11 protein-coding genes are annotated in these 12594 nt (G+C 57.0%); 1 reads left to right on the plus strand and 10 read right to left on the minus strand.

Annotated features, from left to right (window positions below; translation table 11 throughout):
* Window positions 1-56: 56 nt before the first annotated feature.
* From kdsB to N6G83_RS09925, 5 genes are all read right to left on the minus strand, one after another.
* Window positions 57-806, minus strand: coding sequence for a 3-deoxy-manno-octulosonate cytidylyltransferase (gene kdsB, locus N6G83_RS09905; RefSeq protein WP_025302283.1), 750 nt, complete (start codon window positions 804-806; stop codon window positions 57-59).
* Entirely contained in the window at window positions 803-985 is a 183-nt protein-coding gene (locus tag N6G83_RS09910) for a Trm112 family protein (protein WP_004928237.1), read from the minus strand. The genes kdsB and N6G83_RS09910 overlap by 4 nt, the downstream gene beginning before the upstream one ends.
* Before the next feature lie 296 nt (window positions 986-1281).
* Entirely contained in the window at window positions 1282-2508 is a 1227-nt protein-coding gene (locus tag N6G83_RS09915; protein WP_049204253.1) for a winged helix-turn-helix domain-containing protein, read from the minus strand.
* Between the two features lie 113 nt (window positions 2509-2621).
* Window positions 2622-2843: a cold-shock protein gene (locus N6G83_RS09920; RefSeq protein WP_004928241.1), complete on the minus strand. Its 222-nt coding sequence runs from the start codon at window positions 2841-2843 to the stop codon at window positions 2622-2624.
* Window positions 2844-3065: 222 nt separating this feature from the next.
* Window positions 3066-3275: a cold shock domain-containing protein gene (locus tag N6G83_RS09925; protein ID WP_004928244.1), complete on the minus strand. Its 210-nt coding sequence runs from the start codon at window positions 3273-3275 to the stop codon at window positions 3066-3068.
* A gap of 525 nt (window positions 3276-3800) precedes the next feature.
* On the opposite strand from N6G83_RS09925, the gene N6G83_RS09930 reads away from it, so the two are divergent.
* Window positions 3801-5210 carry a VOC family protein gene (locus N6G83_RS09930; RefSeq protein WP_260515243.1) on the plus strand — a complete coding sequence of 470 codons (1410 nt, stop codon included), beginning with the start codon at window positions 3801-3803 and terminating at the stop codon, window positions 5208-5210.
* 2 nt (window positions 5211-5212) lie between these two features.
* On the opposite strand, the gene lpxK is transcribed toward N6G83_RS09930, so the two are convergent.
* The 5 genes from lpxK to rpsA all read right to left on the minus strand — a co-directional run bounded on the left by lpxK (window position 5213) and on the right by rpsA (window position 12544).
* The gene (lpxK, locus tag N6G83_RS09935) at window positions 5213-6193 is read right to left on the minus strand and encodes a tetraacyldisaccharide 4'-kinase (protein ID WP_260515244.1); all 981 of its coding nucleotides are present in this window, start codon (window positions 6191-6193) and stop codon (window positions 5213-5215) included.
* The gene (gene msbA / locus N6G83_RS09940) at window positions 6193-7941 is read right to left on the minus strand and encodes a lipid A ABC transporter ATP-binding protein/permease MsbA (RefSeq protein ID WP_025302279.1); all 1749 of its coding nucleotides are present in this window, start codon (window positions 7939-7941) and stop codon (window positions 6193-6195) included. Before msbA ends, lpxK begins: the two co-directional genes overlap by 1 nt.
* Before the next feature lie 35 nt (window positions 7942-7976).
* On the minus strand, window positions 7977-10241 hold the full coding sequence (locus N6G83_RS09945) for a ComEC family protein (protein ID WP_260515584.1): 2265 nt from the start codon (window positions 10239-10241) through the stop codon (window positions 7977-7979).
* A 282-nt stretch (window positions 10242-10523) separates the two neighbouring features.
* On the minus strand, window positions 10524-10808 hold the full coding sequence (ihfB, locus tag N6G83_RS09950; RefSeq protein WP_004928264.1) for an integration host factor subunit beta: 285 nt from the start codon (window positions 10806-10808) through the stop codon (window positions 10524-10526).
* 62 nt (window positions 10809-10870) lie between these two features.
* Entirely contained in the window at window positions 10871-12544 is a 1674-nt protein-coding gene (gene rpsA / locus N6G83_RS09955) for a 30S ribosomal protein S1 (RefSeq protein WP_004928267.1), read from the minus strand.
* Between the last annotated feature and the right edge of the window lie 50 nt (window positions 12545-12594).

The following is a 12594-nucleotide window of genomic DNA, read 5'->3' on the forward strand; positions in this document are numbered from 1 at the left end:
AATATGGGAGGTATTACATCGTCGGCGCGTTGCGCGCCGCGCCGACGAAATCAGGCTCAGGGTTGAATGCTGTCGCGCACGCGCTGGAGATCTTCCGGCGTATCGACCCCCACGCTCGGGATCGCTTTCGCGACCGCCACGTGGATTTTTTCACCGTACCACAGCACGCGCAGCTGTTCCAACAGCTCGATCTGTTCCAGTTGGCTCGGCGCCCAGCTGACGTAGCGGCGCACGAAACCGGCACGGTACGCATAGATGCCGATGTGACGCAGCAGGCTGTCGCCGATGCTCTCTTTCGACGCAGCGAAACGTTCGCGATCCCACGGAATGGTGGCGCGTGAGAAATAGAGTGCGTAGCCCTGTGCGTCCATTACGACCTTCACCGCGTTGGGGTTGAAAGCCTCTTCCGCGCTCTCGATCGGCACTGCCAACGTCGCCATGCCGGCCTGGCTGCCCGCCAGATTCTCTGCGACCTGACGCACGATCACCGGTGGGATCAGCGGTTCGTCGCCCTGCACGTTAACGATGATCTGGTCGTCGGCAAAGCCGTAGTGCGCGATCACTTCCGCCAGACGCTCGGTGCCGGAATGGTGATCCGGGCTGGTCATGCACACTTCGCCGCCGGCGGCTTCCACCGCTTTGGCGACCTCAAGGTGATCGGTCGCCACGATGACGCGGCTGGCGCCGGACTCACGGGCACGCTCCATCACGTGCACCACCATCGGCTTACCGTGAATATCGGCCAGCGGTTTGCCCGGCAAACGGGTTGAGGCGTAGCGGGCGGGAATAATAGCGATAAAACTCATGCGTGCTTCTCGTCCAGCGACAGCGCACGCGCTTCATTTTCCAACAGCACCGGGATGCCGTCGCGCAGCGGGTAAGCCAACCCGTCCGCTTTGCACACCAGCTCCTGGTTTTCTTTATTGAAATAGAGTTTGCCGTTGCATACCGGGCAGGCAACGATTTCGAGTAAACGGTGGTCCATGCATCCTCCGCAAGGGGATTGGTCATCTGGGAAAGGCAGTGAGGATAGCATAACGCCCGGCCTCAGGTTAATCATCGGCGGCACCAACCCGCCGATATTTCCTCACCGCGCCGGCGCAACAGCTTGAACTGCGGCGCATCCCGGCGTAGAATTTTGTGATACAAATCACAAAAAGGTAGTAATACGTGATCAAACGTCTGCATAAAATCATCGCTCTGTTCGCTAACTTCAGCCACTGAGCCCCTTTGTAACGAGCGACGCTTAACTTCGTTTTACCCCACCGACGGCGTCGCTCGTTATCCCACTTCCCAGCCGGCACCCCATTCAGCGGCCAACACCGCCGGAATGTCGCCCAGCGCGACGCGTTGTGCACCGTGCCATTTGGCCGTGCGCGCGATGGCCTGTCGGATATCTTGCGTTCGCTGTTTGCCGAAGCGCACCTGCGGCTCCGCATGGAAACTGATGATCTCGAAGATGCCCTGGCGACGGTGCGCCTTGGCGTCAATCCGCCCCACCAGCTCGCCACGGTGCAGCACCGGCAAGGTGAAGTAGCCATAGCGACGTTTTTCTTTCGGCGTGTAACACTCTAGCCGATAGTCAAAGTTGAACAGCTCGAGCGCCCGACGGCGATCCCACACCACCGGATCAAAAGGCGAAAGCAGGCTGGTGACCGTCGATTTGAGTTTGCCCTGCTCCGCCAGCGGCAGCAATTCCGCCAGTGATTCATGCACATAGAATTGTCCTTCCAGCCCCTCTACCTGCACCGGCGTAATCTCGCCCTGTTCCTGCAGCGCTGCCAGCAAGGCTTTTGGCGCCACGCGCTTCAGCCGATAGTAGTCAGCCAACCACTCGGCGCGGAAAATGCCCAGATAGCGGCAGGTGCGGCACAGCATCTGCCGGCGCGCCTGCTCCACAGGCAGCGTATGGCGCGCATCGTCCCAGGCCGGCAGCAGCCTTTCGGTCAGATCGTAAACCCGGTGGAAGTTGCGACGTTCGGCCACCATCAGCTTGCCGGCGGTAAACAGGATTTCCAGATGACGTTTCTCCGGTTTCCAGTCCCACCACCCGCTGTTGCCCTTCTTCTCGGCGCTGAAATCGGCGGAGCGCACCGGCCCCTGTTGTTCGATGTGCCGCAGCAGGTTGTCCATCGCGGCCTGGTGCTGCTGCACCCAGGCGGCGGAGTATTTCCAGCCCATATCATGCGGCGCCAGCATGCGGTGGCGCAGCAGGCCAAAATCTTCGATCGGCAGGAAACAGGCCTCATGCGCCCAATACTCGAACAGCTTGCGGCCGGCAAGCGCCTGCTCAAGCCACTCCGGCTGATAGGCTCCCAAACGGCTGAACAGCACCAGATACGGGCTGCGAGCAACGACGCTAATGGTATCGATTTGTAACAACCCCATGCGCTGGATCGCACTCAAGACGTCATCGGGCCGAGCCTGGCGTTTAAGCGGAGAAAGCAGCCCCTGGGCGGCAAGGTGCAGCGCGCGAGCGGCGGTAAGGGAAAGGGTCGGGATGGTCATCCTGATATCCGTGGCGAGTAGGCAATGGCCTGATAATAGTGGATATCGCGGAATTTATCTTCGCCAGTGCTTGCGGGTGGCGACACCGGCACTGGCGAGGAAGGTGGGTGCGATCAGAACGCGATAACGTCTGCCGCGGACAGCCCATGCGAGCTGCGATAGATCGAGAACTCAACGTTCTGACCTTCGTTCAACGACTTATTTTTGGTGTTGGCGATAGCGTTGCGATTGACATAGATTTCGTCGCTGCCATCTACCGGTGAAATAAAACCATAGCCTTCGGCCTGATTAAACCATTTCACACGGCCCATTTTTAACACAGTATTTTTAAACATAACTTATATCCTTTTACTTGAGCATCCTTGACAACGTCATTTTTTATATTGCCTGGACGCTACCAGCCCATCCTAAAGTTTTTCGTAACAAACCTCTCGTGAGCAAAAAATTAAAAAACCCGCACGAAGGCGGGCTTGTTGAACTTAATATCTTCCGCATGATTCAGCGCTGAGGCATCACCATGGTTGTATTAAGATCTCTTATACGCGTTCCCTGTCTTCTTACAGAGCAACTACGTTAGCGGCAGCCGGCCCGCGCGGGCTGTCCTGGATGGTGTACTCGACACGCTGGCCTTCAGCCAGGGTCTTGAAACCGTCGGTCATAATAGCGGAGAAGTGTACGAATACATCTTTGCCGCCGTCGTGCTGCTCAATGAAACCAAAACCTTTGCTTTCGTTGAACCACTTAACTTGACCCGTCTTCTTAGACATTACTTTTACCTTTAAATATATTTACAAAACCTGCCATAAGAGGCAATTGTGGCCATGTCAGAAACATTACTTATGGGAGGTACTTAGAAGGTTCGTCTTTGAAGCGGAATCGGATGATAACGTTTTTGGAGGAACTGCTTAACTCTAAACTCGAACATAAATAGGTCTGGATTACAGGCCGACTTGCATTTACTCATAAAAATGATGAATGCACAAGAGGTTTATTGCCTTTAATTCATAAATACGCCGAATTTATTTTTATCCCCATGAATATACATGACTTAATTTAACGCTCGCCGCGGCCGATCCACCGCGTTCTTCTCCTCACCGGGGCATCGTTTGCCCGTCCGTGCGCTACAAATGAGAGCTAACGCATAAAACTCTAATATGCTTGCCACGTCTATAACAAATCCCAAATCAGATGGCTAAACTTGAGGGGAAAACAAGGCAGACGGCTTTTTCGCCAGCACTTTTGCCGCTAAAAACACGATTTTTCAGATTATGCTGAATCAAGGAGCTATGCGCATGACCGCCCAGCAGTTCGTTTCACCTAATGAAATCCGCGCCAGATTCTCTCACGCGATGTCGGACATGTACCAAAAGGAGGTACCGCTGTACGGCGATCTGCTGGAGCTGGTGGCGGAAACCAACCGACAGGTTCTGCGCGAAGATGCCGCACTGGCTCATCAACTGCAAATCACCGGCGAGATCGAACGCCTCGCGATGGAGCGCCACGGCGCGATCCGGGTCGGCACTGCTGGCGAACTGGCCACCCTGCGCCGTCTGTTCCGGGTGATGGGCATGGCGCCGGTCGGTTACTATGATCTGTCTGTGGCGGGCGTTCCCGTGCACTCGACCGCCTTTCGCGCCGTACACGAAGACGCGCTGCAGGTCAGTCCGTTCCGCGTATTTACCTCCTTGCTTCGCCTGGAGCTGATAGAAGACCCCGCGCTGCGTGAGCTGGCTGAGCGCTTGCTGGCGCGCCGCCGTATCTTTACCGATCGCGCGTTGGAACTGATCGCGCTGCAGGAAGCGCAAGGCGGGCTGAATGAGGTGCAGGCGCAAGAATTTGTCGAACAAGCGCTGGAAACCTTCCGCTGGCACAACCAGGCGACGGTCAGCGCCGAAGAATACCGGCAGCTACACGATCAGCATCGCCTGATCGCCGACGTGGTGGCGTTTAAAGGGCCGCATATCAATCATTTGACACCGCGCACGCTGGATATCGATCGCGTTCAACAGGCGATGCCCGCCCGCGGTATTACGCCCAAAGCGGTCATCGAGGGCCCGCCGCGCCGCCGTCGCGCGATCCTGCTGCGCCAGACCAGCTTCAAGGCGTTAGAAGAACGCGTCGATTTCGTTGAGCGCGACGGCCACGCTATCGCCGGTCACCACACAGCGCGGTTCGGCGAGATCGAACAGCGTGGTGTGGCGCTGACGACGAAAGGACGCGAACTTTACGATCGTCTTCTGCAGGCCACCAACGATGCGCTGCAGGCGCCGCCGAGCGAGAAAAATGCCGAACGCTATTATCAGCTGCTGGAAGAAAACTTCCGGGCGTTTCCGGATGATTACGCCACGCTGCGCGAGCAACAGCTGGCCTGGTTCCGCTATTTCCCGACCGAATGCGGCCTGGCGGCCAAAGAATCGCTGGATAAGCACAGCAGCACCCTGGAGCAACTGATCGAGAAAGAACACGTTCGCTTCCAGCCACTGGTGTATGAAGATTTTCTGCCGGTCAGCGCGGCGGGGATTTTCCAGTCGAATCTGGGGGACAGCCGCCACGCGCAGTACAACGCCGCTTCCAGCCGGGCAGCGTTTGAACAAGCGTTGGGCAGTGAGGTGATCGACGAGCTGGCGCTGTATCAACAAACCCAGCAGCGTTCGCTGGAAGCCTGCGCGCAAGCCCTGGGGCTTGTCACGCTGGCGTCCTGAGGTTACTTAGCCAGTAGAGACTCGATATCCTGCAGCAGTTGCTCAGCCTGAGCGGAAGGTAGCACCGCATCAACCGGTAAATACCACCAATTAGGCTGGGCAAAGGCGCGGCATTTCACCGCGTCCTTCTCCGTCATCAGCAGCGTTTGCTCTGCATTAACCAACGCCGCCAGCTGCGCCTGCTGATATTCCTGATGATCGGCAAACGCCACTTCCTGCACCACCTCGACGTTCAGCTTTTCCAACGTCGCGAAGAAACGCGGCGGATGGCCGATACCCGCCATCGCCACCACGCACGGCAGCTCGGCCGCCGGACGACGTTCACCGCTCAGCAGGTTCACTGCGTCACGCGCCTGCAGACGCATAGCAATTTCTCCGGCCTGCGCCACGCCGCCATTGGCGACACGCGCATCGACGCTGCCAAGCCGCGCAGCACGCTCACGCATCGGTCCGGCTGGTAACCACCAGCCGTTACCGAACCGACGCACACCGTCGATGACCACCAGCTCGAAGTCACGCTGTAAAGCGTAGTGCTGCAAGCCGTCGTCGGTGATGATCACATCCAGCGGCTGTTGTTGCAGCAGAGCCTGCACCGCCTCGGCGCGCTTGGGCGCGATCGCCACGGGCGCCCCGGTACGCTGATAAATCAGCACCGGCTCATCCCCCGCCTCGCGGGTCGATGTATTCTGACCCAGCACCAGAGGATAGACCGCCGACTTGCCGCCGTAGCCGCGCGACACCACCCCAACGCGGTAGCCCCGCTGCTGCAGGTGTTCCACCAGCCAGATCACCATCGGCGTTTTGCCGTTGCCGCCGGCGGTGAGATTACCCACCACCACCACCGGCACCGGCGAACGCCAACTTTTACGCAGGCCGCAGCGGTAACTGAGGCGGATCAGCCAACTGAGCAGGCCATACAGCCACGAGAGCGGCAATAGCGCCAGATAAAGCAGCGAACCGCCGGACCAGATGCGCTCAATCATTATTGACCAAACTGCATACGGTGCAGCTGCGCATAGGCGCCCTGCCGCTCAAGCAACTCGGTGTGTTCGCCGCGTTCGACGATGCGACCATCTTCCACCACCAGGATCTCATCCGCCTTCTCAATCGTCGACAGGCGGTGCGCGATCACTAATGAAGTACGGTCTTTCTGCAACTCGTCCAGCGCAGCCTGAATGGCCCGCTCGGACTCGGTATCCAGCGCAGAGGTCGCCTCATCCAAGATCAGGATCGGGCAGTCACGCAGCAGCGCGCGCGCGATGGCGATACGCTGGCGTTGGCCACCGGACAGCATCACGCCGTTCTCACCGATCACCGTATCCAGGCCGTTCTCCATCTTGTTGATGAAGTCCATTGCGTACGCCATTTCGGCCGCTTTCTCAATCTGCTCGCGGCTGTATTCACTCTCGCGTGCATAGGCAATGTTGTTGGCGATGGTGTCGTTGAACAGGTGCACGTTTTGCGAGACCAGCGCTACCTGATTGCGCAGCGAGGCCAGGGTATATTCGCGCAAATCGTGGCCATCCATCAGGATTTCGCCTTCTTGGATATCGTAGAAACGCGTCAACAGGTTGGCGATGGTGGATTTACCCGAACCGGAACGGCCCACCAAGGCGACGGTCTTGCCTTCGGCGATTTTCAGGTTGATATCACGCAGCGCCGGCGTTTCCTTGGATGGGTAGTAGAAAGTGACGTTGCGGAATTCGATATCGCCTTTCGCACGCTTCACTTCGCGGGTGCCGGTGTCTTTTTCCTGTTCCATATCCAAAATGGAGAACAGCGTCTGGCATGCCGCCATCCCGCGTTGGAACTGGGCATTGACGTTGGTCAGCGACTTCAGCGGGCGCATCAGCGCGATCATCGATGAGAACACCACGGTAATGGTACCGGCGGTCAGGGTTGCCATCACGCTTGGGAAGCTGGCGGCAAACAGCACGAACGCCAGCGCCAGCGAAGCGATCAGCTGAATGATCGGATCGGAAATCGAAGACGCGGAAACCAGTTTCATGCCCTGTTGACGCATGCGGTTGCTGACCGAGTTGAAGCGCTCGGTTTCCACCTGCTGGCCACCGAAGATCAGCACTTCTTTATGGCCTTTCAGCATCTGTTCGGCGCTGGTGGTCACCTGCCCCATCGTGTTCTGCATGTTCTTGCTGATGTTGCGGAAACGCTTGGACACCAGGCGAATAGCGATGGAGACGATCGGCGCCAGCACGATCAGGATCACCGACAGCTGCCAGCTGTAGTAGAACATCATGATGAACAGGCCAATGATCGAAGCCCCTTCACGCACCACGGTCACCAGCGCGCTGGACGAGGAGGAAGCTACCTGCTCAGAATCATAGGTAATGCGCGACAGCAAAGTCCCGGTGGACTGCTGATCGAAGAAGGCCACCGGCATTCTCATCATGTGGCCAAACAGGCGGCGACGCATCTGCATCACCACCATGCCGGAAACCCAGGAAATGCAGTAGCTTGAAACAAAGCTGGTGACGCCGCGCATCAGCATCAGCGCAATGACCGCCAACGGCATCCACACCAGCACGCTGCTGTCGGTTTTTCCAAACCCATCGTCCAATAGCGGTTTAAGCAGAGACAGCATCAGCGTGTCCCCCGCGGCGTTCATAATCAACGCAATGGCGGCCACAATCAGCCCGGTCTTAAAAGGAGTGATCATCGGCCAGAGTCGACGGAATGTCTGCCAGGTCGAGAGATCTTTATCATTCATCATGCAAATACCAGCATCGGAAGAAATAGCGGCCTATTTTACTCATTATCACCCTCTACGCCAAACCGCTGATGGTACCAACGGGGCATTAATTGTTCGCGAAAGCCTTTAATTTGCCAATCGTTGTCGAAAAAAAGTACCAATAACTGGCCGGAGCGCGTCGTATCGCGCCATATAATGCCATTTGCCCGGTATCTGGCGACCACTTTACGCGCCGGCAAACGCCATTTGTTGTAACGAGATGCTGACGCCAATGCCGCCTGAGGATTGACCGCGCGCAGAAACGGCGGCGTGGAAGAGGTTCTGCTGCCATGGTGCCCCACCTGCAACACCGTAGCCGCCAAGCGATCGCGCCGTAACCGGAGCAGCTGCGCCTCCGCCTTTTTTTCCGCGTCGCCGGTAAGCAGCATGCTGTGTTTCCCGTCGTCGATACGGATCACGCAAGAGTCGTCATTACCCGGCTTTTTACGCGTTTTCGGCGGCCACAGCACTTCGAATTGCAACCCCTGCCAGCGCCAGCGCTCACCGGCGACGCAGGGCAAGTGCCCCTCCCCGCGCATCGGGCTGCGCACCGTAGCCTGTGGAAACACCCGCCGCACAGCAGGCACCCCACCGGTATGATCGAGGTGGTCATGGCTGATAATGATCTGTTCCAGTTCAATACCCCGCCAGTTCAGCATTGGCAAAATATGCCGCTCGGCGGCGCTGCCACCCGGCCAACGATCGCCGGTATCGTACAGTATTCCTTTGCCGTTTCGCTCAATGACCACCGCCAAGCCGTGCCCAACATCAAGCATATCGACTCGCCAGCGGTAAGCCGGTTCTTTTTCCCGCCACAGCACGCAGCATATCGCTATCGTCGCCAGTCCCGACGCATAACGCCGCCACCAATGAAAGCGCCAACAGACGACGATGAGCCATCCCGCCGCGCTGGCCAACAGCGAAGCCGCGCCCAAATCCACCCAGCCGCGTTGCAGGTAATGCAGCGGCACAAATACCCACTGCAGCGTGAAGTCCGCCAGCCACCATAGCCCGTAGCTTAACGAGGGAAAGAAGCCAAACATCACCGCCAGCAAAATCAGCGGCACCGTTACTAAGGAGACAATAGGTACCGCCCACAAATTGGCCGGCAGCGAGGTCAGCGTCAGGCCCAGAAACAGCGCGGCCTGCATCGGCACCAGCAGCAACGTCATGCCGAGCTGAATATGCAGCCAACGCACCGGTGCCCAATACCAGGTCGAACGAAATCGCTCGCCGAGCGGTGCCCATTCGAACCAAAAAATCAGGCACCCCACCGCCAGTACCGACAGCCAGAAACTGTCTGACAAGACCGCCAGCGGATCGCACAGCAAAATAAGCCCGACACACCACAGCCACACCTGCCAGGAAGAACAATGAACGCCGCGCAAGCGCAGCAGCATCCACAACGTCATCGCCAACGCGGTGCGTACCGCCGGCGGCTGGGCGCCTACCAACCAGACATAGATCAGCGTCGCTACCCAACCCGCGACCAGCGGAAAGCGATAGCCAATTAGATGAGAAGGAAGAAAAAACTGCAGCGCACGCAATGTAACCCAGAACAAGATGGCGACCATCGCCACATGCAACCCTGAGATCGCCATCAAGTGTGCGATGCCGGTTTTCAACATCAGCATGCGCAAAGCCTGCTCCAGCGCGGTTCGCTCCCCAAATGCCAACGCCAGCAATACAGCCTTGTAACGCAGCTCGCCGATATTGGTTTCCGCATGGCTGATTATGCGCTGGCGTAGGCCGCAATCGCCATCCAGCAAACGAGCCTGCCTGACTTGCCCAGTCAACGGCTGGCGCTGTGCGATCGCCCAGCGTTGGCTGTCGAAGCCCCCTTCATTGAGCTTGCCGTGCACCGGCCGCAAGCGCAGTTTCAATTGCCAACGCTGCCCGGCGCACAGCCGCTGCTGTTCCGGGGCCCATAGCGAGGTAAACGCCAATGCAGGCGCCAGCCAATGGCCATCGATCCGCTCGATGCGCATTAGCGTCTGCGTGCTGGCGGCCGGATTCAACGCGATGCTACTTACCTGCACCACCGCCGTCACTTCCGGCCCGCGGCTCAAACGCTCCATTTGCCCGATCAGGCTTCCGGCGTTGAAAACCGCCCACGCGAACCCCAATCCCAGGCAGGCCAAATAACGGCAAAACGGCCAACGGATGCGCAGCAGTAAACCGGCAACAAGCAGCATCGGCCACAGCTGCCATTGCTCAGGCAACTGCGGTAAAACCAGCAGCGGCAGGATGCCGCAGATAACGGCGAATATCGCCAGATCCAGCGAAATTTTGATCGCTCTTCTCCCATCGGCTCCGCCATGAGCAAAAGCGCGTCATGGCAAGCAAGCAGGATCATTCAGCCGACATGTCACCGCCAGCGGGCTTTAATGAAGATGCGGTGAACATGGCAGGATAAGAGAGATCTATGCAGGAGCCACATCGTAAATGCGGCGCGGTGCGCAATTCCTAAGCGGAGCAGGGAGAACCGCAGGCGAAAAAAAACGGCGCCTTAAAGGCACCGTTTTATATTCTTTTCAAGCAACAACGCTATGAGCAGTCAGCGACTAGCCATAGATATTGGCGCGGTCACGCAACTCTTTACCTGGTTTGAAGTGAGGAACGTACTTGCCGTCCAGCTCAACTTTGTCACCGGTTTTCGGGTTGCGACCTACACGCGGGGCACGGTAGTGAAGAGAAAAACTGCCGAATCCGCGGATCTCAATGCGTTCGCCCTCGGCCAGCGTAGCGGCCATGTGCTCAAGCATCTCTTTCACTGCATCCTCAACGGCCTTCGCCGGAATATGAGATTGCTGGCCAGCAAGTCTTTCAATAAGTTCAGACTTGGTCATAGTACCTCCAAGCTTTGCAGCTAAACTACCGTATCGGGGCGGTCAGAAACCGCCCCCCGTCATTACTCGCCTTTAGCCGCTTTGAAAGCTTCAGCCATTGCGTTAGAGAAGTTGCCTTCTTCCTGTTTGTTGTTAACAGTTGCGATGGCGTCTTTCTCGTCAGCTTCGTCCTTAGCACGTACGGACAGGCTTACAACGCGGTTCTTACGGTCAACGCCGGTGAATTTAGCTTCAACTTCGTCACCTACGTTCAGAACCAGAGTTGCATCTTCAATGCGGTCGCGAGAGGCTTCAGATGCACGCAGGTAACCTTCTACGCCGCCTGCCAATTCAACTGTAGCACCTTTGGCGTCAACTGCAGTGACTTTACCAGTAACAATAGCACCTTTCTTGTTCATAGACAGGTAGTTATTGAACGGGTCTTCAGCCAGCTGCTTCACGCCCAAGGAGATACGCTCGCGCTCTGCGTCAACTTGCAGAACAACCGCAGCGATTTCGTCGCCTTTCTTGTATTCACGTACTGCTTCTTCGCCTGCAACGTTCCAGGAGATGTCAGACAGGTGAACCAGGCCGTCGATGCCGCCGTCCAGGCCGATGAAGATACCGAAGTCAGTGATAGACTTGATTTTACCTTCAACGCGGTCGCCCTTGTTGTGGGTCTCTGCGAACTGCTGCCATGGGTTGGATTTGCACTGCTTCAGGCCCAGGGAGATACGACGACGTTCTTCATCGATGTCCAGAACCATCACTTCCACTACGTCGCCCACGTTAACAACTTTGGACGGATGGATGTTTTTGTTGGTCCAATCCATTTCAGAAACGTGTACCAGACCTTCAACGCCTTCTTCGATTTCTACGAAGCAGCCGTAATCAGTCAGGTTGGTTACACGACCAGTCAGCTTGGTGCCTTCTGGGTAACGTTTCGCGATAGCAACCCATGGATCTTCGCCCAGCTGTTTCAGGCCCAGGGATACACGAGTACGCTCGCGGTCGAACTTCAGCACTTTAACAGTGATTTCATCGCCAACGTTGACGATTTCGCTTGGGTGCTTAACGCGTTTCCAAGCCATGTCAGTGATGTGCAGCAGGCCGTCTACGCCGCCCAGATCAACGAATGCACCGTAGTCAGTGAGGTTCTTAACGATACCTTTGACTTCCATGCCTTCCTGCAGGTTTTCCAGCAGTTGATCGCGCTCAGCGCTGTTCTCGGATTCGATAACCGCACGGCGAGAAACGACAACGTTGTTGCGCTTCTGATCCAGCTTGATGACTTTGAACTCAAGCTCTTTGCCTTCCAGGTGCAGAGTGTCACGTACCGGACGCACGTCAACCAGGGAACCTGGCAGGAACGCGCGGATGCCGTTCAGCTCGACGGTGAAGCCACCCTTCACTTTGCCGTTGATAACACCGGTTACAGTCTCAGCTTCTTCGTAGGCTTTTTCCAGCGTGATCCAAGCTTCGTGACGCTTAGCTTTCTCACGGGACAGCAGGGTTTCACCGAAGCCGTCTTCAACAGCATCCAGAGCAACGTCAACTTCGTCACCAACCTGGATTTCCAGCTCGCCCTGGGCGTTTTTGAATTGCTCAGCCGGGATGGCAGACTCAGATTTCAGACCGGCGTCAACCAGTACGATATCTTTGTCGATAGCAACAACGACGCCACGAACGATGGAACCCGGGCGGGTTTCGATTTCTTTTAAGGATTCTTCAAAGAGTTGAGCGAAAGATTCAGTCATGTTGTTAATCTTCAGGGTTCTTTAGTTTAACGTCCATTTAGCGTCCCGCC

The sequence above is a fragment of the Serratia sp. PL7 genome, from assembly GCF_945957435.1.